A 26678-nucleotide genomic window follows, 5' to 3' on the forward strand; every position below is an offset into this window, starting at 1 on the left:
CCATGACCCACGACAGGCCTCACAAGTGGACGGGCAGGTGGCGCGGCCCGCGGAGCATGGCATTCTGCCGGTAGGGGGGCGGGTCCTCAACCAGGTGTGCCGTGCCGAGGTGGGAGACCAGCGCGCCGAGCGTGGCGTAGGCTTCAAGAAGGTGCCTTCGTCGTTGCCCGCCTGGCCGGCGCCGCGCCGATCATCGCCGTCGACGTCCGCGCCGGCGGTGAGCGGAACTAGGGCATCGCGGCGGTCGAAGACCAGCAGCTTCAGCGGCACATGGGGCAGCACCCGGGCTTGTTCCCCGAGGAGCACGAGGTGCTGGAGCAGTTCCGCGCGCTCCGGGATGGCCAGCACCTGGCTCGAGTAGATCGCCCGGGTTCACACGCCACGGGCCAGCAGGTCCTCCTCGAACTGCAACGCACTCGCGTCAGCCGTGAGATAGGGCGGGGTGTCGAAGCACAGAACCTCGTGCTCGGCGTCAGCCATCAGCTCGGTCAGCCAGGCAGTGATCGCGGTCGGACCTTCGACGATCTCGACCAGTCGGCTCGGATCGGAGCTCAGCTTGCGCTCGTTGAACTCGGCGCCGTAGGCGTCCCGCGCGGCCGCCGCGAGCTCCAGTTCCAGACGGCGGGCGCGGATCAGGGCGGCCAGGCCGATGCGCGGATCCACCGGGGCGTAGCGGGTGGGCCGTCCCGCCGAGGGAGCAGGACGCCGGGCCCCTTGTTGTTCGTCCGGTCAATGCCGGCCCTGGAGCCGGCACCGCATCGACCCGCCTGTGGGCGATCGGCCACGCCTGTCATTCCCGTTCGGTCGCGTCCCCTCGACTCGACGGCGCGCGGCGAGTTCGTGCTGTTCCGGCGGTCCGACGGTCAACCACATCCGCGGCCACCACGGGATCGATGACACGACAGGCCACCACTCCCACGGAATCACCGAGCCCATGCCCCATCGGAGAAGACGCGCTCGGCACGAAAGACAACAGCTCCTCAGGCATTCCAGTGCGCCTCAAGGGCTGCGGCGACCTCAGCCGGCTTCTGGATCAACGTCCAGTGGCTGCAGTCGAGCTTGAGGATCCTGGACGCTCGCACAGCTTCGCCGAGTTCATCGGCGAACGCGATCGGACAGGCCGGGTCGAGCGTCCCCCAGAGGACCAGGGACGGCGCGCACACGTTCGCCAGTTCCGGTTCCCAATCCGCGCCCACGGTCACGGCGGAGCGGTACAGCTTGAGGATGCTGTCCCTCATCGACCCGTCCACGCGACGGACCATTTCCTCGGCCACGTCCGCCGGGACATCGAGTTTGCTCAGGTCCTTGGCGAAGGACGCTGGGTCAAGCTCGTTCATGAACCGGTCTCCCTCGACCGGATCCTGCCAGATCTTGGCAAGCGGATGCCAGTCGTACTGAGCACTGACCGGAGCGCTACTGCCGGCCCACGTACGAACCAGGTCCGGCCGTATCGAAGCGACGCGTGCGGTGAGAATGCAGCCCCAGTCATGGCCGACCAGGTCCACCGGCTCGCCGACTTGCTCCAGCCGATCGATGAGCCGATCGACGTACTCCTCTTTGGTGGAGCCGAAGTCTTGCGGCCGCGGCGCGCCGAAGCCGGGCAGGTCCCAGGCCTCGACGTCACTTCGGCTCAGGTGCCGGCGCACACCGTCCCACACACGGTGGGTGTCGGGGACGCCGTGGATCAGAACTGCAGGCATGGACGAACTCCTCGTGGGTCAAAAGCCTCATACATGAGGTTTTTATCATTATTACGTCCTTTGGTCCCGAAGTGCGAATGGGGGCCTTGGGGCCGGAATGTTCCGTCCCCATGCCGTGAACGCATGGTGAACGCATTGCCGAGGGGTGCCGCCGCTCCGGAGGCATCGTCAGACCGCTGAACAAGGGACGACCACCGGCGACCCGCCTGTCCACCACAGCCTGCGGCCGGTGGATGTGGTGGGGAGGAGAAGGGCAGACGCACCTTTCGGTGGTGTGCCATGAATCGGTGGCCCCGCGAGCCCCCCCGTAGAACCGCTTGGGCACCGAGAGCACCGGCAAACAGGGCACCTGCCGGCGGTGGCGCAGGCCCTTCCGCTGCCGGCCGGGTCACAGCCTGATCGTGGGAATGCGATGCCTGCCGGCGTGGCGGTGCGCGTCAAACTGAGCAACGGTCCCGCGACCGCGGTGGGCGATCACTCGGCTGTCGGTGTGACCCGCGAGTAGCGTGAGTTACGAACGAACGCGCCTGGAAGGGGTGTGTGACCATGGTCGAGCACCGCACCGTCACGGTTGGAGGGCGTCGGCTGCACATCGCGGAGGAGGGTGAAGGACCCCTGGTTCTCCTGCTCCACGGCTTTCCCGAATGCTGGTACAACTGGCGTCACCAGTTCACGCCCCTGGCCGGGGCCGGATACCACGTCGTCGCCGTTGACCAGCGCGGTTACGCCCGCAGCGACCGGCCCGCCGCGGTTGAGGAATACACCATCCTGCACCTCGTCGGCGACGTCATCGGCCTGATCCGCGAACTCGGCGCACAGCAGGCCGTGGTCGTCGGCCACGACCTGGGCGGCATGGTCGCCTGGTCCACCGCGCTGATGCGGCCCGACGTCGTCCGGGGGGTCGTGGGCCTCAGCGTCCCGCCGCGGCAGCGCGGTCCGGTTCCTCCGCTGCAGGCGATGCGCGAGCTGTTCGGGGGCCAGTTCTACTGGAACTACTTCCAGACCCCCGGCGTCGCGGACGCCGAGCTCGCGAAGGACCCGCACGCCACCATCCGTCGCGTGATGTACGGCCTCTGCGGCGACAACCCACACAGCGACCCGCCGGTCGAGCCGCTCGTCCCACCAGGTAAGGGATTCCTGGACCTCTTCGAGGACCCCGAGGAACTTCCCGCCTGGCTCACCGAGGCCGACATCGACACACTCGCGACGGAGTTCACCGAAGCCGGGTTCACCAGCGCCCTCAACTGGTACCGCAACTTCGACCGCAATTGGCAGCTGACCGCCCCATGGGACGGCGCGCAGTACCAGATGCCCGGCCGCTACCTCACCGGCGATCGGGACCTGGTCTACGGGTTCCCGGGGATGGACCAACTCATCCCCGCCCTACCCACACTCCACCCGACCATCGGACCGGCGCACATCCTGCCCGGCTGCGGCCACTGGATCGCCGAGGAACGCCCCGCCGAGGTGAATGCGGCGCTCCTGGAATTCCTCGGCGCCCTGAACAGCTGACGGTCAGTCGGCTGCGGTCGAAGTGGGCACGTCTTTTGGCAGCTGTCCGCGGGAGCGACGGGCGCCCACAGTGGTGCGGGCGCCGTCAGAGCCCTGATCGTGGTCTGCGATACAGCTGGCATCTCGAGGACGTCACACGTTGCTCCTCGCCGCGTCGTCCGCGGACGGAGTGCCGCCGCGCTGCCGTCGCCGGTCGGCTCCCAGGCCGGCGAAGTAACCGACGAGGTCGGGGTTGTCGACCGCCGAAGAGTTCAGGACCTGCTCGGCGGGGACGCCCTGGAGCAGGCGTCGAGAAGCCTCGTGATCGTCTCGGCGGGCCGGGCGAGATGGTGCTCATACGACCCCAGGAATACCCTCCACGTCCAGCGCCGCCGCGTCGGAGAGGAGCTCCGGCGCGGCCAGGGCGCACTCCGCCCAGACCGTCTTGCCATTTCGGGCATGGCGCGTTCCCCAGTGCTCGGCGAGTTGGGCGACGAGGAACAGACCTCGCCCGCCCTCGTCGAAGACACGGGCCCGGCGCAGGTGCGGAGTCGTGCTCCCGGCATCCGCGACCTCGCACATGAGGGTGCGATCGTGGATGAGACGCAGCTGGATGGGAGGCCGTCCGTAGCGGATGGCGTTGGTGACCAGTTCGCTGACGACCAGTTCGGTGGTGAAGTCGAGTTCCTCCAGTCCCCAGGCGGTCAGTTGCTGGGAGACGCTCGCTCTGGCGCGGGCGACCTCGGCCGGGTTGGCATCCACGTTCCAGGTGGCGACCTGACGGTCCCCGAGGGCGTGGGTGCGGGCCAGGAGGAGTGCCACGTCGTCGTGCGGTCGGTCCGCGGGCAGCAGCGCTTCGAGGACGGTGTCGCAGGTCGTCTCCAGGGAGGCGGAGGACTGCGCGAGGGCGTGGCACAGTCGGGTGAGGCCCGTCTCGATGTCGTGGTCGAGGGCCTCGATCAGGCCGTCGGTGTAGAGGGCGATGAGGCTGCCCTCGGGCAGGTCGATCTCCGCCGCCTCGAACGGCAGGCCGCCCAGACCGAGTGGCGGACCGGCGGGCAACTCGAGGATGTCGACGGTTCCGTCCCGGGTCACGACGGCTGGCAGTACGTGGCCCGCTCGGGCGAGGGTGCAGCAGCCGGCGATGGGATCGTATACGGCGTACAGGCAGGTGGCCCCGATGTACCCCGCGGATTCGGTGTCCGCTTGGGAAGAGACTTCGGAAGAGACTTCGGCGGACAGGCGGATGACGACGTCGTCCAGGTGGGTGAGGAGTTCGTCGGGCGGCAGGTCGATGTCGGCGAGGGTGCGCACGGCGGTCCGCAGCCGGCCCATGGTGGCGGCGGCGTGGATGCCGTGGCCGACCACGTCGCCCACCACGAGTGCGACCCGGGCGCCGGACAGCGGGATGACGTCGTACCAGTCGCCGCCCACGCCGAGCTGGGCGGCAGCAGGCAGGTAGCGGCAGGCGACCTCCACGGCGGACTGCGCGGGTGTACTGCGCGGGAGCAGGCTGCGCTGGAGGGTGAGTGCGGTGGCGCGCGCGTGCGTGTATCTGCGGGCGTTGTCGATGGCCACCGCCGCCCTGGCCGCGATCTCCTGGGCGAGGAGCAGGTCCTCGTCCCCGTACGCGTCGGGCTTGTGGTGACGGAAGAACTGAGCGAGGCCCAGGGTGGTGCCACGGGCGCACAGCGGTACCAGCAGCATGGATGCGGACGGGCCGAGGTGGTGCCGCGAGGGCCGGCCGGTGACCAGGACGCGAGCCGGTGGTGATCCGTCCGGATACCTGTGGAGCTGTTGCGGCGGAACAGATTCCCCGTAGATCGCTTCCGGGGAGGTCGGCTCAGGGTAATCGTCCGTCACCGACCGCTGGCCGACCCGGCGGACCACGAGTGCGCCCTTCGCGGGAGGCTCGTCTCCGGAAGACGTGTCGAAGAGGTCGACGGTGGCGGCGTCGGCGAAGTGCTCGATGGCCAGATCCGCCAACTCCTGGGCGGTGCGGGCGATGTCCAGGGTCGTTCCGACGCGTACGCTCGCCTCGTTGACCACCGACAGCCGCCACTGCACCCGGCGATCCCGCTCCTCCTGGAAGGCCAGGACGCCCGTCTCCGATATGCGGTCCGTGTACTCGGTCGCCGATGCGATCAGCTTGCGTGCCGCCGCGTTGATCGGCTCGGCATCGCTGGTGAGCCGGGACAGCTCTTCGAGCAGCCGGTCGAGGATACGGCTCTGCGCGAGCCGGAAGGCGCGCAGCATCGCTGTGACCGGCTTCCCGCGCTGAGCCAGCCGACGCGCGCGCTCTGCGTCGGCGGCGGGCGGATTGATCCGCCTTGGCTCGATGCCGTGCTCGATGCCGAAAAGTAGGGCGATGACGTGCTCGGCGACGTTCTCCCTCGTCATCTGCGCGATGTCGGGTTCGTCCCACAGCTCGGGGACCTCGCGCCGCAGGCATTGCTCTATGTCGTGGATCAGATCGTCCGCTCGCGGGCTGAGTTCATGCGCGGCACGGGACAGAAGACTGTCCGCGGTGAAGTCCACACTGACGACGTTACGCCGTGCTGGTGGACTGCGAAGCCTCATCTCGACGCATCTGGCTGCGCGGTGTCCGGGCGAAGCCCGGTCTCACGGGCTGTCGTGGTCGAGGACGAGGGTCCGCGCGGCCGCCGACGGACGGTTGGCGCCCACGGCGTTCCGGTGTCCACGGGGCCTGGGGCAGCCGGTGCTCCGGTCAACTGACGTCGGGCAGCGGCCGCCGGGTCACCTGGTGGGCGTCCTCCGGCGGGACGCCGAGCATGCGCAGGACCATCTCGGCCAGGTCCGAGGCGGCCTCGTCGCCGTCGAGGTCGGGGCGGGCCAGCCGCAGCGCCACGAGGGACATCAGGGTGCCGCCCAAGGCGGACAGGGCCGTGGTCGCGTTGCGGCAGGTGAAGCGGCCCGATGCGATGCCGTTCTCCAGGTCGCGCAGGGCTCGCGGGGCGAGTCCGCGGGCGGAGTGGATGTAGGTAAGACCGCGGTCACGCAGGATCCGCATGAGTTCGGGGTGGGAGTCGGCCATGCGTGCGGTGAGCCGGAAGCCGGCGGCGACGAGCTCGGCCGGGTCGTCGATGCCATGTACGCGCTCGTCGATGACCTGCCCGAACTCCTCCAGGGCGTCTGTCACCGCGGCGTCGAACAGCTCGGACTTGGACTCGAAGTGGTTGTAGAAGGAGCCGAAACCGACGTCCGCGCGCTCCGCGATGGCCTGGATGCTGGCGCTGGTGTCCCCGGTCTCGGCGAGGATCTGCCGGGCCGCACGGACCAGCGCCTGACGGGTCTCGGCACGGCGCCTCTCGAAGCGGTTCCTGGGCGGGGCTGACGTCGGCATACGGCGATTGTAACAACCGTAGCGATGAGTCTGCCATCAGTGATGAGATCATCAATTATTTGGGTCCACCCTATTGACGATGGGTAACAGCAATGTTGATGATTTCCTCATTCAGCAGTGTTGCTTGGAGGACACCATGTCCCACACCCCCGTCAACAGGGCCACTCCCCAGACGCCCCACCAAGACCTCCACAGTGAGCTGGGCGCCCTGCGAGGAGAGCACCCCGGACGTTCCCGGAACCCCGTGATCAAGGTGGCGGATCTGGCCTGGCTCGAGTTCGAGAAGCCGGACCTGGACAGGGCCGAGGTCTTCGCGCGTGACTTCGGGTTCGCGATCGCCGCCCGCACCGAGGAGGAGCTGTGGCTGCGCGGGACCTTCGAGGGCTCACCCTGCATGGTGATCCGGCGTGGGCGTGCGTCCCGGTTCATCGGGCCGGCGTTCCGTGCGGCCGAGCGGGCCGACCTGGACCGGCTGGCCCGCGCCACCGGCGGTACCGTCCGGGACATCGGCGTACCGGGCGGTGGGCAGTCGGTCGCCCTGCTCGATCCCTCGGGCCTGCCGGTCCGGGTCGTGCACTGCGCCGAGCAGCTGCCTGCGCTGCCCGAGCAGGAGCCGCTGATCCTCAACTTCGGTACCGATCATCGTCGTACGAACGCCACCCAGCGTCCGCCCCGTGAGCCGTCCCGTATCCAGCGGTTGGGCCATGTGGTGCTGGAGACGCGGGTGTTCGCCCGCACCCTGGACTGGTACCTGGACACCCTCGGGATGATCGTGTCCGACTTCCTGTTCCTGGACGGGCAGCGCGGGCGCGGGCCGACGATGGCGTTCATCCGGTGCGACCAGGGGAGCGTGGCCGTCGATCACCACACGCTGGCCCTGCACCTGGGGCCCGGGACCGGCTACGTCCACTCGGCCTACCAGGTCACCGACCTCGATGCGATCGCCGCCGGCGGGGAGTACCTGGCCGAGCGCGGCTACCAGCGCAGCTGGGGCATCGGCCGGCACATCCAGGGCAGCCAGCTGTTCGACTACTGGCGCGACCCCGACCACTTCATGCTGGAGCACTTCGCCGACGGCGACCTGTTCTCCTGCGACCTGGAGCCCGGCTGGGCACCGATGTCGGCGAGCGGCCTGGCCCAGTGGGGCCCGCCGGTCACCCGCGACTTCCTGGGCGCCAACCCGTCGCCCGCCAAGTTGCGCGAGGTCATGGCGGCCCTGCGCGACGACAACGAACTCGACCCCGCACGCCTGCTGGGCCTGATGAAAGCGATGAGCTCATGAGCACCAACGTTCTGCGCACCCCTGACGGCTGGTGGGTCGTCCGGGACGAGCGCGCCGTCCGCATCGACACCAAGGCCGTGACCACCGCCGAACTGCTCGCCGACCGCGACGCGGTCCGCGAAGCCGCCGCCTCCGCCGAGAGCGGCACGCCCGTCATCGACCTGGTGGCGCTGCCTCCGGTCACCACCCCGTGCCGGGTGGTCGCCCAGATGGTCAACTACCGCAGCCACGCCAAGGATTCGGGCTTCACCGGCGACATCCCGCCCACCTTCTTCCGCAAGGCGTCCGGCTCGGTGAGCGGCCCGCACGACGCGATCATCCGCCCCGCGCACGTGAAGTTCCTCGACTACGAGGTGGAACTCGGCCTCGTCATGGGCGCGACCCTGCCCGTGGGCAGCGTCGTCGAGGAGCAGGACCTGCCGCGCTACGTCGCCGGCCTTGTCCTGACCAACGACGTCAGCGCTCGCGACGTCCAGCTGACCAAGACCCAGTTCTACGAGAGCAAGTCCTATCCAACCTTCACACCGACGGGACCGTACCTGGCCCTGCTGGAGCCCGAGGACTTCGCCCATCTGCTGAACCTGCGGCTGCGGCTGTCGGTCAACGGAGTGTCGCGCCAGGACCGCACGCTGGCCGACATGATCGTGCGGCCCGCACAGGCGCTCACACTGCTCGCCCGCTTCCAGACCCTCGACCCGGGCGACCTGCTGCTGACCGGCACGCCCGGCGGCACTGCCCTGAAGGCCCCGCCCGCGCCGGTCGCGAAGATCAGTGCCCTGCTGCCGCCCGCACTGAAGTGGAAGGCGTTTTTCAAGGGCCAGGCCAAGAACCCCCTCTACCTGCACAACGGTGACCTCATCACCGCCACGATCTCCACCCCGGACGGGCGGATCGAGCTCGGCGAGCAGCGGACCCCCGTTACGGACGCGCCATGAAGGCCGCATCCCAGAGACCGGTGGTGATCATCGGTGCGGGACCCGTCGGGGTCACGGCCGCCCTGCTGCTCGCCCGGCACGGAGTGCGCAGCCTGCTCCTCGAACGCCACCGGGACGTCTACCCGCTGCCGCGCGCCGTGGTCGTGGACGACGAGATCCGCCGGATCCTGCAGAGCGTCGGGGTCCACGAGGAATTCGCCGCCCTCGCCCGCCCAGCGCCAGGGCTGCGGCTCCTGGACGCCCGGCGTCGCATGATCACCGAGTTCCCGCGATCCCTGCACGGACACCACGGCTTCCCGCAGACCAGCATGTTCGACCAGCCCGAGCTGGAACGCCTGCTGCGCGACGCCCTGGCACGCCGCCCGGAGTGCGAGCTGTGGAGCGGGGTGGAGGTCGTGTCCGTCACCCAGGACGCCGACGGGGCTGCTCCGGTGCGGGTGACCTTCCGCCGTGAGGGCGGAAGCGAGAAGGAGCACCTGTGGGCCGATGCCGTCCTCGGCTGCGACGGTGCGGGAAGCCTCACCCGTGACGCCATCGGCGCCGTTTGGGAGGACCTGCACTTCGAGGAGAGCTGGAGGGTCATCGACGTGCGCACCAGCCTCCCGGTGCGCACTTGGGAAGGCGCTGAGCAGATCTGCTGCCCCAGGCAGCCGGCCACCTTCATGCGCGTCGGCGAGGACCGCTACCGCTGGGAGTTCCGGCTGGCCGACGATCAGCACCTGGACGGCCCGGACGGATGGGAGCGCCTGCGCGAGCTGGTCGCCCCCTGGGTGGATCTGCCGTCCGACGCCTCGCCGGGCGGCGACTTCGAGGTGATGCGGCAGGCGCAGTACACCTTCCGGGCCCGTCTCGCCGACCGGTGGCGCAGGGGGCGTGTCTTCCTGCTGGGCGACGCCGCCCACCTCACCCCGCCCTTCGTCGGGCAGGGTCTGTGCGCGGGCCTGCGCGACGCGCACAACCTCACCTGGAAGCTCGCCCGGGTGCTCCAACAGGGCGCACACGAGGGACTGCTGGACACCTACGAACGCGAGCGCAAGCCGCACGCCCGCCATGTGATCCGCGTGGCGGTCGCCGTCGGCTGGGCCATGACCGGCGGACAGGACCGCGGTGCGGCGTTCCGCCGGGCCGTCGTGGGCACGGCCTGTCGCATCCCCGGTGTGACCGCGGCGGTGAGCCGTGACCTCAGCCCCGCCCTGTCCGCCGGTCCACTAGTACGGCGCCGCCCCAGGCTCACCGGCCGCGTGCTGCCCGGCACCTTCTGCCCGCAGCCCTGGGTACGGCACGACGGCACACGCGTGCGCCTCGACGACGTCCTCGGGGACTCCTTCGCCGTCCTGACCGCCGTGCCGCCCACGGCGCAGATGACGGCCGTGGCCACGGCACTGGGCGCCTCGACGATCCACGTCGATGACCTGGGCGACGACGGCACCCTGGCCGGCTGGCTGACACGCGGCCGTGCCGACGCCGTCCTGCTGCGCCCCGACCGCGTCGTACTGGACACCGTCCAGGCCGGCACCGGCGACTTCACGGACACCGTCGCCTGGGCACCCCTGCTGCACACGGCCCGCCGTACCGCCGACGTCCGGCCCGCCTGACGAGGAGCACCACACCATGACCACACCGCCTCTTGCGCCGTATCCGGAACCCTTCTTCACCCCCGACCCGAAGTCGGCCGCGCACAGCCGCATCGCCGACTTCGCCCGATGGGCGGCCCGGCACCGGGGCGCCGAAGGGATCCAGGACCCCACGGACTACCGAGCCCTGTACCAGTGGTCCGTCACCGACCTCGAAGGGTTCTGGGCCGCGGTGTGGGAGTACTTCGACGTCGACGCGACGACTTCGTACGAGCGGGTGCTGGCCGAGGAGACCATGCCCGGCGCCCGCTGGTTCCCCGGCGCCACCCTCAACTACGCCCACCATGCGCTGCGCAACCTGCAGCCGGACGCTCCCGCGATCACTGCCCTGGACGAGACCGGAGCCGGCTACGAGATCACGGGCCGGGAGCTGCGCGCCCGGGTCGCCTCCGTCGCCGCCACCCTGCGCGACCTGGGAGTCGGACAGGGCGACCGGGTGGTGGGCTACCTGCCCAACACCCCGCACGCCGTCATCGCCTTCCTCGCCGCCGCCAGCCTGGGCGCGGTGTGGTCGGTGTGCGGCCAGGACTATGCACCCAAGGCCGCCGCCGACCGCTTCGCCCAGCTCGAACCCACGGTGCTCATCACCGCGGACGGCTACCTCTTCAACGGCACCACACACGACCGCCGGACCGCCTCGCTCGAACTGGTCCGCGCCCTGCCCACGCTGAAGGCCACGGTGCTCGTGGACCACGTGGGCCTTGCCTGGCCCGAGGGCGGGGGCTCGGGGCTGACGGTTGCCTGGGAGGACGCGGCCACCCGCGTCGAGTACCTCAACATCGCCCCGGTGCCCTTCGACCACCCTCTGTGGGTCGTCTTCTCCTCCGGCACCACCGGCCTGCCCAAGGGCATCGTCCACGGGCACGGCGGGGTTCTGCTCGAACACCTCAAGATGCTCGGCCTGCACACCGACCTGGGCACCGGGGACCGCCTGCTGTGGTACACCACCACCCACTGGATGATGTGGAACCTGGTCGTCTCCACCCTGCTGACCGGCGCCACCACCTGTACCTATGACGGCAGCCCCGCGCCGCACGCCCACCCGGACGTCCTGTGGGAACTGGCGGCCCGCCACAAGGTCACCGTCTTCGGCACCAGCCCCCAGTACCTGCTGGCCATGGCCAAGCTGGGCATCGAACCCTCCGCGCACGACCTGTCGGCCATCCGCGTCGTCGGCTGCACCGGGTCCGCTCTGCCCGCCTCCGCGTACCCCTGGGTCCGTGACCATGTGGGCGCCGATGTCCAGCTGGCCTCCACCAGCGGGGGCACGGACGTCGTCTCCGGCTTCGCCGGCAGCGCCTCCACGACCCCCGTCTGGGCGGGGGAGCTGTCCGCCCCCAACCTGGGCGTGGCGCTGGCCGCCTACGACGCGACGGGCACCCCCGTCCTCGACCAGGTCGGCGAACTGGTCGTCACCCGCCCCATGCCGTCCATGCCGCTGCACTTCTGGGACGACCCCGACGGCAGCCGCTACCGCGACGCCTACTTCGGCGCCTACCCCGGTGTGTGGCGGCACGGCGACTGGATCACGCTCACCTCGCACGGCTCGGTGATCGTCCACGGCCGCTCCGACGCCACCCTCAACCGCAACGGCGTGCGCCTGGGCAGTGCCGACATCCATGATGCCGTCGAACGCCTCCCCGAGATCACCGAGGCCCTCGTCGTCGGCGCGGAGGAACCCGACGGCGGCTACTGGATGCCGCTCTTCGTGGTCCTCGCCGACGGGGTCGGTCTGGACGACTCCCTGCGCGACCGGATCCGCGACACGATCCGCGCCGGCGCCTCACCCCGCCACGTCCCCGACGAGATCCTCGCCGTACCGGCGCTCCCGCACACGAAGACCGGCAAGAAGCTCGAGGTTCCCGTCAAGCGCCTGCTCCAGGGTGCCCCCGCCGAGCAGGTCCTGAACCCCGCGGCGGTCGACAACCCCGACCTGATCGCCTACTTCGCCCGCCTGGGCGCGGAGCGGAACAAGCGGTCAGCACACCACACATGAGTCGGCCAGGGGAACACAGGCCCACGTGACAGCACCGGGTCCTTGTGCCCCGCCCGGCTCCGCAAACCCCGTCCCCACGGGGTGGTGCCGGGGCGGTCACCCCGCCCCGGCACCACACACAACCGAAGTAAGAGAGAAAAGATGAGCATGACCGACCGCGAATCGCAGGTCCTCGATGTCCTCGACGACGCCGGACGAAAGGTGCTGTTCACCGAGGCCCGCACCGCGAACGCCTTCGCCGAGGTGGCCGTTTCCGACGACGAACTCGCCATGATCTGGGAGCTCGCCCGCTGGTCGCCGAGCGCCGCCAACGGGCAGCCTCTGCGTGTGCTCTTCGTGCGCACCCGCGAGGGCAAGGAGCGACTCGTCCGGCATCTCGACGAGGGCAACAGGGCCAAGACGTTCAGTGCGCCGGCCGTGGCGATCCTGGCGTACGACGTCGACTTCCACGAGCAGATGCCGACAGTCTTCCCGGCCCGCGGCGACATGCTGCGAGCGGCGTTCGCCGACCAGATCGACACGCGCGAGAGCATCGCGGCCTACAACTCGGCACTGCAGACCGGGGTCTTCCTGCTCGCCGTCCGCGCGGCGGGGCTCGCGGCCGGTCCCATGGCGGGCTTCGACAAGGCCGGCGTCGACGGGGAGTTCTTCGCCGGTACCAGCTGGCGCTCGCAACTGGTGGTCAACATCGGTCACCCCGGTGCCGACCCGTGGTTCCCGCGGCTGCCCCGCGTGCCCGTCGAGGACGCCGTCGCCTATGCCTGAGGGCAATGCCGTCGCGTGGTAGGTGAGAGGCGCCATGCCCTGGGCGCCGGTGCTCTTCTGAGTACCGGCGCCCATCCCGGCTGCGCGGCCCCACTCGGCACGGCTCATCGAGCCGGATATGTGTCGCCATCGGGAGCGGAGGCCGCCGGGTGCCGTGGGCGCGGCTGTCATGCGCGGTCTTCCCTCGCTTCTGAAAGAACGTGATCAAGGTGCGCGGCTCCCGCCACGCAGCAGCCGTTCTCACCTCCGTATGGAATGCCGACAGGTGCAGGCAGGAGGGTGCCGTTGAGCCCCTCCTGCCTGCCTCCCGGGTGCGGTCAGGAGTCGCTGATCCCGAGATCAGCGTCCACCTTCCTACCGCCAGCGGTTGTCACGGCGACGTGCACGGTCTGAGCCCACCCGTGCCGACGGCGCCTGTCTCACTGGTTGTCGCGACCTCGGTCGTTGTCGGACCGGTTCGAGTCGTGGTTGTACCCGTCCCAGTCGCGGTCGTTCCGGTCCCAGTCGTAGCGGTGGCTCCTGTCGTGCTTCCAGCTGCAGTCCTCGTCATCCCAGTAGTAGAAGTGACCGCGGCGGTCGTACCGGTCCGAGTCGGTGTAGTGGTCGCTGTGCTGGCGGGCGCGGTCTCCGTCTCGGCGGTGGTCCTCGGAGTTGTGCCGGTAGGCGACAGCGCGGTCTCCGCGGTGGTCGTCGGCCTTGATGCTGACGGCCGGGCGCTGCACGTGCGCAGACTCGGGAACCGCGGCCGATGCGGTGCCCCCGGCGCCGAGAACGGCGCCACCCGCGACCGCGGCGGAGGCGGCAGCGAGAGAAATGCGCTTCGTGAGCTTCCTCATGGTTATCTCCTTCGTATTGGCGTCGTCCGCAAACCCAGCGATTGCTGTGCAGGTGATGCGGTGCGCCCCATCTGTGTCGAAGCCGTATCGGCGAGTTCACCCCTCGTGAGGGCACAGCCGGCGACCATCAGTCGAAATGGAGGCCGCCGATCCGGCGGCTCTCCGCTGCTTTCCATACGCTGTATGGAAGTACAGTGATATCAGAGAATGTCCGAAAATGTCGAATGCAAGGGTCCGCAGCGCTGAGGTGCAGCTCACCGGATCTGGTCGCGGCCTGGGCGCGCCCGCCTGCTGAGCGGCCAAGACGTCGCTTGCGGCGGACCGAGACTCTGCTGCGCAATTCCGGGGGCTGGGGTGAGCGGGCTTCGATGCAGCCGGAGGGGTTGCCGAAGATCCCGGAGTGGGCCGCGCTGGTGGCCCGGGCCGAGTTCCCGCGCGGCAGTCTGCCGGTACGGGTGCGGGACCGTCTCGCGGAAGTTTCGCTGACGAGCCGTTTGCGGCAAGCAGGGCCCAGGTCGCGGACCTGGGCCCCGTTCCTGTTTGCTGTCGGCGTCCGTTGGCTCCGCATGGCCCTGAAACGCGCTGATGGCCGATGGCCGAGCTGCGGTCGGCTGAGGAGCTGGTCGATCCGGTGCGACTGCTCGATTTCACCTCGCCGGGCCGGATGCCCTCAGTCCCTACAGCCTCGGCACGCTGATGCACAGCGTGATGGACTGGACGCCGCGTGGCTGCCCGCCGGGCGGGCGAGGACGTTTCGGGCTGCGCCGGCAGGTGCCCGGCGCGGGTGGGTCAGGCGGGCGGGGCTCCCCAGGCGGGCGTAGTACCGAGGTACGCGGGGATCGCTGCGGCGTCGGTGTACGTCGTGGAGGTGCTGCGGCTGTAGTCGCCGACCTCGTCGAAGTTCGACCAGTCGGACTTGCTCATCCGCAGTTGCAGGTCGCCGGTGTTCCGGCCGACGGTCAGGGTGCCGCCGGTGAAGCCGACTTCGAGGTAGGCGTCGGCTCCCGGCACGGGCGTGGTCAGGGGTACGACCTTCAGGCTGACGTTGGAGCAGCCGACGGCGGCGTAGTCGCACCAGGCGTGTACGGTGGGCGAGCCGCCGTCCCGGGTGAAGTAGTAGCGGGCCGTGACCTTGGACAGGTCGAGGGAGCCGCTGCCGGTGTTGACGATCTGAAGGCCTGGCCGGATGGCGTTGTCGGTGGCCGAGGAGTCATTGTTCTTGTAGAGGACCTTGAGGCCGCCCGAGGGGTCCGGCGTGCCGCCGGACGTGTCGGTGGTGACGCTCAGCGCGGCGGAAGGCGCCGAGACGTTCCCGGCGGCGTCACGGGCACGGACGGTGTAGTTGTACGCGGTGCCCGCGCTGAGCCCCGTGTCCGTGAACGCGGTGCCGGCCACCGGCGCGGCCGTGACCTTCGTGCCGTCGCGGTAGACGTCGTACCCGCTCACGCCCGTGTCGTCGGTGGACGCCGTCCAGGACAGGGAGACGCTGGACGCGGTCTTCGCGGCGGCCTTCAGGCCGGTCGGCACGGTCGGCGCGGTGGTGTCACCGCCCGGGGTGCCGCCACCGTCCGTGTCCACGGCCGGGTAGGCGTTCCTCACCAGCATCGCGAACTGCTCGGGGAACCAGTGGCCCGCCAGGGGGGCGTTCGGCAGCGCACCAGTCTTGTTGCCGCCCGCGTTGGGCGCCGTGTACGTCGGGTCGCACATGGGGTCCATGCGCTTGCCCTCGTCGTTGGGGATGTCGGAGCTGGCACCGTCCGACTCGCCCGGCGGCTTGATCCACAGGAACGCGTCGAGGTGGGAGTCGGGGTAGCCGGAGGGCGCGGCCTGCGGTGGTAGCCCGAGTCCGGCGCCGCTGACGTTGCACCACAGTCCCCGGTGTGCCCGTCGGTCGACGCGGGATTCGTTGACGTAGGTGTCGAGGGTGGTGCTGGTGCTTTCCGCGGTGGGACGTCCGGTGCCGCCCCACCCGTTGCGGGAGGTGTCGATCACCATGCCCGTGGACGCGGGCCAGCCGGCCGCGACGAGCGCCCGGTGGACGTTCCCGGTGAAGTCCGACTCGTCGAAGTTGGGGTTCCACTCGTAGAACTTGCCGGACTTGGCCATGTTCCCGCCGACGGTCTTGTCGGGATCGGTCAGGAACGGCTCTTCGAGCGGCGTGTAGTTGGCGACGTTGCTGATCAGCCCGTCGACGCTGGAGAATCCGGCCGCGGTGCCCTTGGCGACGTCTGTGTAGAGCTGCACGGTCTGGGACAGGTTGTTGTCCCAGCCGAGCCAGCCGGAGTGCGCGAAGTCCAGGTACGTGTAGACGTTGGGGATGGCGTGCAGCTTGTCGAGGGCGTACTGGATGCCCTTGACATAGATGCCGCTGCTCTTGGCCTGGGCGCACTCCGGGTCGGCGCTGTTGGTCACGAGGTTGGGCAGGCCGTCCGGCTCGATGACCGTCGTGATGCGGATGTCCTGGTACTTCGGGTTCTTGAGCACGTTCGCGATGGCGTCGACGTACTCGCTCTTGTAGCGGTCCAATCCCGCTTGAGTCAGCGGGAGTTCGCCGTTGGAGGCGAGCGCCGCGCAGTCCCGGCCGGGTAGGTCGTAGACCACGAACGTCGCGGTGATCGGCTGCCCGGGCTTCTTCTGGGCCAGGGCCAGATCGAGGTGGTCGGCGAGGCTCTTGCGTCCGGCGTTGGCGGCACCGCCCGTGATGGCTGCGATGCGATCGAGCCACACCGCGGTGGGATAGGTCCCCACCTTCTGCATCCTGGCCTTGAGCGTGGCGTCCGAGGTCTGCGCCGCCGAGGTGCCGACGAGGTCGGTGTAGTCGGGGTTGACGTAGAAGCTCGCTCCGGCGAACGGGTTGTCGGCGTGGGCTTCGGCGGCTGCTGCCGGGTGCCCGGCGAGCTGCCCTGCCAGGCTTAGTGCCAGGGTGGCGAGCGCCGCGGCGACCGAGGTCGTCCGGCGCCGTCGGCGGCCCGGTCTCGGCCCGTGTTCCGGTGCTCGGCCGGTTCGGTGTGTCATGTGCCCTCCTCGTGGGTGATCTGCGGGCGATCTGCGGGTGGTACGAGGTTGTGTGGGGTGGAGCTGCGAGGTGTGGTTCGTGGGGCACGGGGCCGACGTGCGGTCAGCTGCCTGTGCAGTGCAGGGCGGGTGTGCCCGCGGTGCCGTTCGCGCTGAGGCCGAAAGAGGTGGTGGCACCGGGGAGCAGGGAGCCGTTCAAGGCGGCGTTGCGGACGGTGGCTCGGTCCTGCGCGGTGGCCAGAGAACCGTTCCACAGGCTGGTGAGGGCGGAGCCGGCCGGATCCCAGTCGACCGACCGGGAGGTCGGCGGCGGACGAGGTGGCGGCGGGCTCCGGGACGGCGGCGGCCGGCCCGATGAGGGGCAGAGCGGTGGCGCACAGGGCCAGGGCGGCCGTCGCCGGGGCGCGGCGGGCGGTCAGGAGCGCATGCGGGTGGGCCTCTCCGGGAGGGGCCGGGAGCGGGCGGCGCCGAGCGAGGGCCGGGGCCCGCCCGCTCGACGGCACGGAACGCGGGCGGGTCCCGGAGTGAGCGGATGTGTCAGGCGGTGGTGCAGGCGGCGCCGTTCAGGCTGAAGCCGGCGGGCGCGGCGAAGGTGCCGGAGTAGCTGCCCTGGAAGCCGAAGGACACCCGGCCGCCGGGCGCGATCTGCGCGTTGTACGCGAGGCTGCTTACCGTGACCGCTCCCGATGACGGGGACACGCCGGCGTTCCAGCTGCTGGTGATCTGCTGTCCGGCGGGCAGGGTGAACGCCAGCTTCCAGCCGTTGACGGGGGAGGAACTGGTGTTGGTGACGGTGACGTCGGCGGTGAAGCCGCCCTGCCAGACACTCGTCGCGTAGGCCACCTTGCAGGCCGTGGGGCTGCCGGGGTCACCAGGGTTGCCGCCGCCGGTGTTGACCATGGAGGAGAACGAGGTCACGGCGAGGCCGGCGCCGTCCTGCCAGGGCTCGAAGCCCGCCTGAACGCTGGTCAGGTACCAGCTGTTCTGCGCCAGCCCGCGGGAGACGGCCTGCCGGGCGAAGTCCATGACGTCGAAGTTCCAGCTGGTGATCGCCGACGGTGCGACGAAGGACAGCACGTCGTTGGAGCCGTTGTTGCCGGACCACACCTGCCACTGGCGCCCGGCCACGGTGGCCGTGCCGACCTGCGAGCCCACGGGCTGAACGGGTCCGACCTTGTTGAACCAGACCATGATCTCGGTCCGGTTGACGCCGTCGGTGCGGGGCGTGGGGTCGAGCCAGATGTCGTACGCGGCGTCGTACATCGCGTTGCTGACATAGCTGTAGGAGATGCCGGTCGGCGCGCTGGAGACGGTACTGAGCTGGGCCGGAAGGCTCGTGCCGGGCGAGCAACTGGTGTAGTGGCAGCCGTTGTAGACGGACGGGTAGGACTTCGGGGCGCCGTTCGTGGGTACCGAGCCGTCGGCCTGGGTGATCCTGAATCCCGAGTCGGTGGCGGTGATGCACTGGGCCTCGCTGGTGCCCCAGCGGTTGTTCTGGACGACGTAGCGGCCCTGGATCGTCGTCGACCCGAACGGTTCGCAGATGGCGGTGTCGGCCTGCGCCACCGGGGCGGTGGTCAGCAATGCGGCCAGCGAGACGAGCGAGGTGAGCAGGACGCCGAACAGGCCACGCGCGCTACGCGCATGGGGCGGTGACGGTCGCATGCGGATCCTCTCCGAAGGGGTGGGGAGTAGGTGCGGGAGCGCTCCCACAACATGAGATGGGAGCGCTCCCATTCCCTCGGTTTCGGCAGGGACACTAGGGGGGCTTCATGTTCCTGACAAGGCTGTCGGCGTGAACCTGCCGAAGCGTTTTTTAAGCCGCAGGTCAGAGAAGTGCGTGATGCGCCAGCACCACGGCCCCGCTTGGGAGCGCTCCCAAAAGTGCTGTGTTCGCCGATGGCGGTCAGGCTGACTCGCGCACCACCAGCTCCGTACGGAGGATGACGTGGCGCCAGGCCATGGCAGGCTCCTCCAGCTCCTCGAGGAGCAGCCGGACCATGGCCCGCCCGATCTCCTCCAGCGGCTGACGAACCGTGGTCAGTCGCGGCTCGGTCTGCTGAGCCAGCGGAAAGTCGTCGAAACCGATCACGGCGACGTCCTCGGGCACCCGCCGTCCCGCCGCGCGCAGCGCCTGAAGAGCCCCCGCCGCCGTGGTGTCCGACGCGGCGATGACGCCGTCGATCTCCGGATGCCGTTCGATGAGCTCGGCCATGGCGCGGCGCCCGCTCTCTTCCGTGAAGTCGCTCTCGGCGACCCAGGACGGCTCGCCCCTGAGACCCGCCATCGCCAGGGCCTCCTGGTAGCCGCGCAGTCGGCACTGGGCGACGTGCATATCGAGTGGCCCGGTGATGGTGGCGATCGCTCTGCGGCCCCGCTTCAGCAGGTGGGAGACGGCGCTGCGGGCACCGCCGACGTTGTCCGCGTCGACGTAGCTGACGTATTCGTCGCCCGAACGGCGTCCCAGCAGTACGGTCGGCAACCCGGCCTCGACGAGCATGTCCGGCAGTTGATCGCCGGCGTGCACGGATACAAGCAGGGCTCCGTCGACCCGGCCGCCACGCGCGTACTCGAGGAAGCGCTGCCGCTCGGCGTCCGAGCGGACCAAGGTCAGCAGCAGTTGCATCCCGGTGCCTGCCAGCGCGTCCCCGAGCGAGCGGACGATCTCGGAGAAGAACGGCTCCGCGAACTGCCTCCAGTCCGGCTCCGTCAAGACGAGGGCGACGGCGTCGGCCCGCTGCCCGGCCAGGGACCGGGCGGCGAGATTGGGTACGTAGCCCAGTTCCTCGATGGCTTGCTGCACAGTCCGGCGCGTCGACTCCTTCACCCCGGCCGCGTTGTTGATGACGCGGGAGACCGTGCCCCGTCCCACCCCGGCGTGGGCGGCCACCTCCTCCAGCGTCGGCGCGCCAGGGCGTCGCCTGCCCATAACCACCTCCCCACGAGATCACCGATCTTACGGCCCGAAGGAACCGAGCACCCAGCTTCTGCAGCGCCGTGGACACGCCGCTCGGCATCTGGACTATCTGCTCCGGCCCCGGCGGGCGCCCCTCACGGGAGGTCGGCGCGGGCACACCACTTCCACTACCACTCCCACTGCCACGTCCGCCTCCAAGGGGACGCCGGCCGGGTCTTCGGAACCCGTTGCGCTGTCGGTCCTTACGGCGACCTCGACATCACCGCGCCGGCCAGCCCCGTGGGCCGAACGCCATCCCGGCGGTGAGCGCTCTGGGACCTGACCCCGCCGAACGGCGACCGGTACTTCGCGTGAATCGCCGCCGTCACCGAATGCGGTCCTCGAAGCGCACAGGGCATGGTCAGCCGGTCGCTGGCCCGGGTAGCCAGGGTCGAGGGAGCGTTTGAAGGCGGGCAAAGAGGGCTCTGTGTCGTCGCGGACGACCTGGTGGAAAGTGCCGATCCAGAACAGCGCCTCGCCCTGGCCCCCCACGTTCACCGATCCGCGCAGTGGAAGGTCACACCAGTGGCCACAGCGCTGCGGTGAGGGCGAAGCCCATGAGGCCCATGGCGGTCGTCTGGACCGTCCAGGTTCGCAGGCCGGTGGCGACGTCGAGGCCGGCGAGCCTGGTGAACATCCAGTACCCGGCGTCATTGACGTGCGAGAGCGCGAGGGCGCCCGCACCCATCGCCAGCGCCACCAGCGACAGGTGACTCGACGACAGGTCTGCTCGGTCCAGCAGTCGCGTGAGAATGCCCGCGGTGGTGATGAGCGCGACGGTCGCCGAACCCTGGGCGGCGCGCAGTGCAAGGGACGTCAGGAACGCCAGCAGCAGGACGGGCAGTCCGGTGCGCTCCAGGACGTCGGCGACCGCGTTGCCGATGCCGCTGGCGACCAGCACCTTCCCGAAGACACCGCCCGCGCCCGCCACCAGGATCACCGCCGCGACGGGCGGCAACGCCGACCCCATCACCTCGGCGATGCGTGCCCGGTCCCAACCACGCCGGGCCCCGAGGAAGTAGGCGCACAGACCGAGGTCGATCAGCAGCGCCACCATCGGGGCCCCGACCACGGTGAGCACGGACCGCAGGACCGAGTCCGCGGCGAGGGTGTTCTGGCCGATGGTGCCGAGGAGGATCAGCAGGATCGGCAGGACGATCAGCGTCAGCACCATGCCGAAGGACGGCGGGCGCACGTCGGTACCCGACACAGCCGGTTTGGTCAGGACCGCGGTGCCGTGGCCCTCCGGCGCCACGCTCCCGGTCGTCTCCGCCGGGGCGCGCGTGTCCTCGGCGGTGCCCGGGTCGCCGTACACCTCGGCGTACACCGCCGGGTCCATCGGGTACTCGCGGCGCGTGAGGCGGCGGGAGAGCAGGTAGCCGAGCAGGGCCACCACCGCCGTGATCGGGATGCCCATCAGCAGGACCAGCCCCTGACTGGCACCGATCGCCTCGATGGCCGCGACCGGGCCGGGGTGCGGCGGCAGGAAGGCGTGCACGGTGAGCATTGCGGAGCCCATCGGCAGCGCGTAGACCAGTAGCGGCTTGCGGGCGGCACGGGCGACGCCGTGCGCGATCGGCATCAGGATGATCAGGCCGACCTCGAAGAACACCGGGATGCCCAGGATGAAGCCGGCGACGGTCAGCGCGAGCGCGGTGCGGCGGGTGCCGAACTTCTCGATGAGCGCGTGCGCGAACGCGTGGGCGCCGCCGGAGAGTTCGATGATCCGGCCGACCATCGCGCCGAGGGCGATGATGGTGGCGATGTGCCCGAGCGTGGAGCCCATGCCGTCCTCGATGGTCTTCACCAGGTCGCCGGCGTGCACGCCCGCGGCGAGCGCGACGCCGATGCTGACGACCATGAGGGCCACGAAGGGCTGTACTTTGCCCTTCAGGATGAGCAGGAGCAGGGCCGCGACTCCGGCGACCGCAATGATCAGAAGGCTGCTGTTGCTCATCGTCCCGCTCCCTCCGCACCGCCCGGCGCCTTCGGGGAGAGCACGGTGACGACAGAGGAGTCGTCGTGGGCGCCGAGCCCGGCGCCTTCCCCGAGCAGGTACAGCTGCCCGGCGGCGGCAGCGAGCGGCACCGGCACATGGGCATCCTTCGCGATACCGGTCACGATGCCCATGTCCTTGACGAAGATGTCGAGTCGCGACTTGACCTCGGGCTCGGGGCCGTCCTCGTACGCCTGGACCATGCGCGGCCCGCGGTCGGCGAACATGAAGGAGCCCGCGGCGCCGTGCTTGAGGCTCTCCACCACCGTGGCCGGGTCGAGCCCGAGCCCGCGGGCGAGCGCGATCGCCTCGGCCGCGGCGGCGATGTGCACGCCCGCCAGCAGCTGGTTGACCGCCTTGAGGGCCTGCCCGTCGCCGGGCCGCGGTCCGACGACCGTCAGCGTGGAGGCGAGCAGATCGAGCACCGGCTGCGCCGCCTTCAGCGCGACGTCCTCCGCGCCGACGACGATCAGCAGGTCGCCCTCGCCGGCCCGCACCGGGCCGCCACTGACCGGCGCGTCCACGGTCAGCACACCGCGCTCGGCGAGCCGTCGGGCGGTGGCGCGCGCCGCCTCGGGGCCGACGGTGCTGGTCAGCACCACCACCGAGTCCGGGCGGAGCGTTTCCACCGCGCCGTGTTCGCCGAACAGCGCGCCCTCGACCTGGGCCTGGTCCCGGACGGCGAGGACGACGACGTCGGCCTCGCGGGCGGCCTCGGCCGGGGACGCCGCGTCGCGAGCCCCTTCCGCAGCGAGTGAAGCCCTGCGGTCGGCCGCGATGTCGTAAACGGTGACGGGAAGTCCGCCGGTCAGTCGCCGGGCCATGGGCATACCCATGGCGCCGAGGCCTATCACGGCTGTGTGGGGACGGGGGTGGGGAGACATCTTTGTCCTCCAGGGGAGAAAAGAGAGGGGAGGTGCGTCGCGGCTGGGGAAGGGCCGCGACGGATGAGTGAGGGGCCGCGGGGGACGGCAAGCGGTGTCAGGAGCCCAGGCCGTCAGGGGGCGTCAGGCGCGCGATGACCTCCAGCGCTGCGGCGGTCACCGCATCGCGGCCCGCCGCCCACACGGAGACCACGTCGGAGCCGGGCAGGGCGCCCGGGAGGGTCGTGCGGACGGCTTCCAGGAAGGCGCGCCGCAGTTCGGCGTTGACGTTGACCTTGGCGACACCACGGGCGAGGGCGCCGTGGAGCTGTTCGACGGGCAGGCCACTGGCGCCGTGCAGGACCAGCGGCACCGGTACGGCCTCGTGGATCGCGGCCAGGCGCTCCAGGTCGAGGCGTACCGGCTCCTTGGTGAAGCCGTGGACGTTGCCGACCGCGACGGCAAGTGCGTCCACGCCCGTCGCGGCCACGAACTCGGCCGCCTGTGCGGGGTCGGTCATCGCCGCGGTCCGGGCGACGGCGTTCGTGGAGACGTCCTCGTCGCCCGCGAGGGCCCCGAGTTCGGCCTCCACCCAGGCGCCGTGGTCGCGGGCGCGGCGTACCGCCTCGCGGGTCAGGGCGATGTTCTCCGCGAAGGGAAGGTGAGAGCCGTCGACCATGACGGAGGTGTAGCCGGCCCGGAGGCAGGCCGTGATCTCCTCCAGGTCCCGGCTGTGGTCGAGATGTACGCCCAGGTGGGCGGCGGAGTTCTCGGCGGCGTCCAGCGCCAGCCGCATCAGCGCCTGTCGCCCGGCGTGTTTGAAGGGACTCGAGCCTGCCTGGATCAGCACGGGCCGTCCGGCGGCCTCGGCGGCGGCCGTGATGCCCTGGACCGTTTCCAGGTTGTACGCGACGAATCCGGGCAGCGCCCGCCCCTCCGTCGCGGCCCGCTTGAGGGCGTCGGTTCCGTGCAGCAGCATCATGCGCTCCTGAGCAGGTCGAGTGTGTCGGCGAGGGCGTCGTCGTCGCCGACGTTCCCGGCGAAGACGATGTAGGGGATACCGGCGGCGGGGCCGTCCACCGGCTCCCACAGCGAGACGATGCCGGGCAGGAGCGTGCCCCGTGCCCAGGCGCGGCGGATCCGCAGACCATGGGTGGCGGTGTCGCTGGAGGTGATACCGCCCTTGGCGATGACGAATGCGGGTCGGCGGACGTCGTTGACCCGGCGTACCGCCTCTACGAGCGCCGCCGAGACCTGGCGCGAGATCGCCAGGCTGTCATCCTTGTCGGCACCCGTCACCAGCGTGCGCGAGGTACGGATCACCGCGTCGGAGGACTCGAGTGCCGAGGCGGCGGCCGCTGCGACCTCGGTGATGTGGGCGTCGCGCTGCTCCTCGTCGAGCAGGAGGGCGACATCGAGCTCGAACTCGGTGATCCCGCCGCGTTCCCGCAGCCGGTCCAACTGCCGTGTCGTCAGCGACACATGGGAACCGACGGCGATGAGTCCGTGCGGGGCGTCCCCGCGCAGTCGGTGCAGTTCCGCCGGCGTCAGGGGTGGCCGACCGGACTGGCCCGCGCGGGCCCGGACGAAGGACGGCCCCACCCGGTACAGCAGCCGCGATCCCTTCTCCTCCGCCTCGGCGAGAGCCAGGGCCAGCACCCGCAGGTCGTCGTCGCAGACCGCGTCGACCACGGCGGTACGCCCGTCGCACAGCGAGGCGAGCATCCGCGCCGTGTGCGCCGGGCCACCGCCCCGCAGGTCGTCGAGCGTGATGCGCAGCACCTCGTCCGCGGGCACACGACCGTCCGTCTTCTCCTCGACCCACTCGGGCAGCGAGGAGCTGCGGTAGCCGAAGGTGGCGTCGCGGGCGAACTCGCTCTCGCCGACCGGCAGTAGCCCGTCCGTGGTGCGCATCCAGTGGCGCGAGCCGACGGTCAGCCGGCCCGCCTCGATGTAGGCGGGGACCAGCACGACCCCGTCCGGGGCGCCGATGCCCAGCTCGGTGAGCTCCTCCGCGAGGACGTCGGTCTCCAGCGGGAAGTGGCCGCGCAGGGTCGAGTCGCCGCGACTGGCCAGCACGTAACCCGTGCTTTCGGCCTGCGACGCTTCCTGAAGGGCGTGCACCACCTCGCGGTTGCGGACGGCGGCGTCCTCCGGCGACAGACTGCGGGTGTTGGTGAGCACGAAGAAGGCGGAGCTGTCCTGGCGCAGCGCCCAGCGCAGGTCGTCCACCGTCCAGGAGGTCAGCACCGGGACGTCGGCGACGGTCTGGGTGCCGGTCGGATCGTCGTCGAGGACGACCAGACGGGGCAGTGAGGAGATACGCGCGGCCACCTCGTCGGCGGTCACCTCGCGGACCGGGGGCAGGCCGTCCAGCACTTCGTGTTCGGGCACCGGCGTGCCGGGCCGAGTGGGGGCGGAGCGGGAAAGGGGCATGACGTATTCCTGGGCTGAGCGGGGAGATGGGGGAAGGTGGGACATCAGTCGCGGTCCCGCTTGATGACGTGGGCGCGCAAGTCGTCCGCGGTCTGGTACATATGGGCGTCCATTGCGGTACGCGCCGCTTCGGGGCTTCCCGATTCCAGTGCGGCCAGCACTGCCACGTGGTGCGCGATGGCGTTGTCACGGATCTCCGGGACGGCCGAGGTCTCCCGGCGGCCCTCGACGAGCAGCGGACCGAACGGCTCGAACAGCAGCGGGACGAACAGGTTGCCCGTCGCCCGCATCACTGTGTCGTGGAAGTCGATGTCGGCCTGCACGAACTGCTCGGTGTCACCGGCCTCGGCGGCCTCGCGCATGACGTCCAGATGCTGCCGCAACGCGTCCAGGTCTTCCTCGGTACGGCGGGAAGCGGCCAGCTCGCAGGCGCCGTTCTCGATGAGGCGGCGCGCCTCGATCAGCCGCTCGGACAGGGCACCGCTGGACGCGCGCGAGGCCGCGCGCACCACCGGCTCCAGGGCCGTCCACCGGTCCGGCGGGTTGACGTAGGTGCCTCGGCCGCGCACCACCCGGACGACGTTCTGCGCGCGGAGTTGCTTGACCGCCTCGCGCGCGGTCAGCCGGCTGATCCCGCCCTGCTCCGAGAGCTCGCCCTCCGGCGGGAGGGCGGAGTCCGGCGGGTACCGGCCGTCGATGATCGCGGTGAGCAGCTGCTCCGCGAGGTCGTCTGAGAGCGACATGGTGAGCACCTCACGTTCTATGACATCAGACGTCAGACATCAGATGTCTACCTGCCGGAAACAATGACAGCGAGAGGGGGGCGCGTCAATATCAACGCCGCCTTCCAGGAGGTCCTGGACGACCCCGCCGAGGAAGCCCTCAGGCACCCGGCCCCAAGCCGCTGCTCGCCCAGGCCGCCAGCTGGCCCACCCTTCACATCGGAGGGGGTGACACCCCACGCCCCCTCCGCGACGTCGGTGTTCCGTACAACGTATGGAACAGGTGATACCGTACAGCGTATGAAACATCCGCGCCGACGTCGTCCGGCCGGAAGGCCCTCCTGGGAGGGGATCGGGTCTGCTTGTCGGAGTCGGCTGGACAGCCGGCGTCCGCTCCAACCCCGCCTTGGCGCACTTCGGCCTGCCGCTCGGCCCGCGTGGCCACGTCGACACCCTGCACCCTTCAGGTCAGGAGCCTCGACCACGTGTGGGTCGCGGGCGACGACGCCCAGGTTCCCGACCTGGCCTCCGAAGAGGGCGCGTGATGCCCACTGACGCGCAGCACGCCGTACGCGACCCCGGTGTTCGCCGACTTCACCGAGGCGGCCACGCCGTCCCACAGCCGTACCTGATCTCTCCGCCCGTTTTTGTCCCTGTCTCTTTCCGCCGTACGCCCGTCCGCTGCCT

The 26678-nt window shown here is 70.4% G+C and carries 19 protein-coding genes and 3 pseudogenes; 7 read left to right on the forward strand and 15 right to left on the reverse strand.

Annotated features, from left to right (window positions below):
* Positions 1 to 19 precede the first annotated feature (19 nt).
* From CRP49_RS49220 to CRP49_RS30595, 3 genes and pseudogenes are all read right to left on the reverse strand, one after another.
* Positions 20 to 148, reverse strand: a pseudogene (locus CRP49_RS49220) (cytochrome P450); the annotation flags it as partial.
* Between the two features lie 224 nt (positions 149 to 372).
* Complete coding sequence (locus tag CRP49_RS30590; RefSeq protein ID WP_097256256.1) at positions 373 to 663, reverse strand: hypothetical protein; 291 nt, start codon at positions 661 to 663, stop codon at positions 373 to 375.
* A gap of 317 nt (positions 664 to 980) precedes the next feature.
* Positions 981 to 1700, reverse strand: coding sequence for an alpha/beta fold hydrolase (locus CRP49_RS30595; RefSeq protein WP_097256257.1), 720 nt, complete (start codon positions 1698 to 1700; stop codon positions 981 to 983).
* 546 nt (positions 1701 to 2246) lie between these two features.
* Here CRP49_RS30595 and CRP49_RS30600 point away from each other — a divergent pair.
* Positions 2247 to 3212 carry an alpha/beta fold hydrolase gene (locus tag CRP49_RS30600; RefSeq protein WP_097257623.1) on the forward strand — a complete coding sequence of 322 codons (966 nt, stop codon included), beginning with the start codon at positions 2247 to 2249 and terminating at the stop codon, positions 3210 to 3212.
* Between the two features lie 333 nt (positions 3213 to 3545).
* Here CRP49_RS30600 and CRP49_RS30605 read toward each other — a convergent pair whose 3' ends face one another.
* Positions 3546 to 5729 (reverse strand): SpoIIE family protein phosphatase, encoded by a 2184-nt coding sequence (locus CRP49_RS30605; protein ID WP_257033531.1) that lies wholly within the window; start codon positions 5727 to 5729, stop codon positions 3546 to 3548.
* A 190-nt stretch (positions 5730 to 5919) separates the two neighbouring features.
* Positions 5920 to 6555 (reverse strand): TetR/AcrR family transcriptional regulator, encoded by a 636-nt coding sequence (locus tag CRP49_RS30610; protein WP_097256259.1) that lies wholly within the window; start codon positions 6553 to 6555, stop codon positions 5920 to 5922.
* A gap of 136 nt (positions 6556 to 6691) precedes the next feature.
* Between CRP49_RS30610 and CRP49_RS30615 the strand changes: the two genes are divergently transcribed.
* The 5 genes from CRP49_RS30615 (at position 6692) to CRP49_RS30635 (ending at position 13167) form a co-directional block, all read left to right on the forward strand.
* Positions 6692 to 7837, forward strand: a complete 1146-nt coding sequence (locus tag CRP49_RS30615; RefSeq protein WP_097256260.1) for a VOC family protein — start codon at positions 6692 to 6694, stop codon at positions 7835 to 7837.
* On the forward strand, positions 7834 to 8772 hold the full coding sequence (locus CRP49_RS30620; RefSeq protein WP_097256261.1) for a fumarylacetoacetate hydrolase family protein: 939 nt from the start codon (positions 7834 to 7836) through the stop codon (positions 8770 to 8772). The genes CRP49_RS30615 and CRP49_RS30620 overlap by 4 nt, the downstream gene beginning before the upstream one ends.
* On the forward strand, positions 8769 to 10367 hold the full coding sequence (locus CRP49_RS30625; protein ID WP_097256262.1) for a bifunctional 3-(3-hydroxy-phenyl)propionate/3-hydroxycinnamic acid hydroxylase: 1599 nt from the start codon (positions 8769 to 8771) through the stop codon (positions 10365 to 10367). The genes CRP49_RS30620 and CRP49_RS30625 overlap by 4 nt, the downstream gene beginning before the upstream one ends.
* Positions 10368 to 10383: 16 nt before the next feature.
* A complete protein-coding gene (locus CRP49_RS30630) occupies positions 10384 to 12402 on the forward strand; it encodes an acetoacetate--CoA ligase (RefSeq protein WP_097256263.1) in 2019 nt (672 codons plus the stop codon).
* 147 nt (positions 12403 to 12549) lie between these two features.
* Complete coding sequence (locus CRP49_RS30635; protein WP_097256264.1) at positions 12550 to 13167, forward strand: malonic semialdehyde reductase; 618 nt, start codon at positions 12550 to 12552, stop codon at positions 13165 to 13167.
* Between the two features lie 419 nt (positions 13168 to 13586).
* On the opposite strand, the gene CRP49_RS30640 is transcribed toward CRP49_RS30635, so the two are convergent.
* The 10 genes and pseudogenes from CRP49_RS30640 to CRP49_RS30685 all read right to left on the reverse strand — a co-directional run bounded on the left by CRP49_RS30640 (position 13587) and on the right by CRP49_RS30685 (position 26012).
* The gene (locus CRP49_RS30640) at positions 13587 to 14003 is read right to left on the reverse strand and encodes a hypothetical protein (protein WP_097256265.1); all 417 of its coding nucleotides are present in this window, start codon (positions 14001 to 14003) and stop codon (positions 13587 to 13589) included.
* A 789-nt stretch (positions 14004 to 14792) separates the two neighbouring features.
* Positions 14793 to 17018, reverse strand: coding sequence for a glycoside hydrolase family 6 protein (locus tag CRP49_RS30645; protein WP_097256266.1), 2226 nt, complete (start codon positions 17016 to 17018; stop codon positions 14793 to 14795).
* 103 nt (positions 17019 to 17121) lie between these two features.
* Positions 17122 to 17304 (reverse strand): annotated as a pseudogene (locus CRP49_RS30650) (cellulose binding domain-containing protein); the annotation flags it as partial.
* A 251-nt stretch (positions 17305 to 17555) separates the two neighbouring features.
* On the reverse strand, positions 17556 to 18683 hold the full coding sequence (locus CRP49_RS30655; protein WP_097256267.1) for a cellulose binding domain-containing protein: 1128 nt from the start codon (positions 18681 to 18683) through the stop codon (positions 17556 to 17558).
* A gap of 241 nt (positions 18684 to 18924) precedes the next feature.
* Positions 18925 to 19947, reverse strand: coding sequence for a LacI family DNA-binding transcriptional regulator (locus CRP49_RS30660; protein WP_097256268.1), 1023 nt, complete (start codon positions 19945 to 19947; stop codon positions 18925 to 18927).
* Between the two features lie 544 nt (positions 19948 to 20491).
* Positions 20492 to 21931: an SLC13 family permease gene (locus CRP49_RS30665; RefSeq protein WP_097256269.1), complete on the reverse strand. Its 1440-nt coding sequence runs from the start codon at positions 21929 to 21931 to the stop codon at positions 20492 to 20494.
* Positions 21928 to 22854, reverse strand: a complete 927-nt coding sequence (locus tag CRP49_RS30670) for an NAD(P)-dependent oxidoreductase (RefSeq protein WP_097256270.1) — start codon at positions 22852 to 22854, stop codon at positions 21928 to 21930. The genes CRP49_RS30665 and CRP49_RS30670 overlap by 4 nt, the downstream gene beginning before the upstream one ends.
* A 97-nt stretch (positions 22855 to 22951) precedes the next feature.
* Entirely contained in the window at positions 22952 to 23812 is an 861-nt protein-coding gene (locus CRP49_RS30675; protein WP_097256271.1) for a class II fructose-bisphosphate aldolase, read from the reverse strand.
* Complete coding sequence (locus CRP49_RS30680; RefSeq protein ID WP_179851803.1) at positions 23812 to 25269, reverse strand: four-carbon acid sugar kinase family protein; 1458 nt, start codon at positions 25267 to 25269, stop codon at positions 23812 to 23814. Before CRP49_RS30680 ends, CRP49_RS30675 begins: the two co-directional genes overlap by 1 nt.
* 44 nt (positions 25270 to 25313) lie before the next feature.
* Positions 25314 to 26012, reverse strand: a complete 699-nt coding sequence (locus CRP49_RS30685) for a FadR/GntR family transcriptional regulator (RefSeq protein ID WP_097256272.1) — start codon at positions 26010 to 26012, stop codon at positions 25314 to 25316.
* A gap of 355 nt (positions 26013 to 26367) precedes the next feature.
* Between CRP49_RS30685 and CRP49_RS48105 the strand changes: the two are divergent.
* Positions 26368 to 26577 (forward strand): annotated as a pseudogene (locus CRP49_RS48105) (NAD(P)/FAD-dependent oxidoreductase); the annotation flags it as partial.
* Positions 26578 to 26678 lie beyond the last annotated feature (101 nt).

It is taken from the genome of Streptomyces sp. Ag109_G2-15, assembly GCF_900215565.1.
Classification (GTDB): domain Bacteria; phylum Actinomycetota; class Actinomycetes; order Streptomycetales; family Streptomycetaceae; genus Streptomyces; species Streptomyces diastatochromogenes.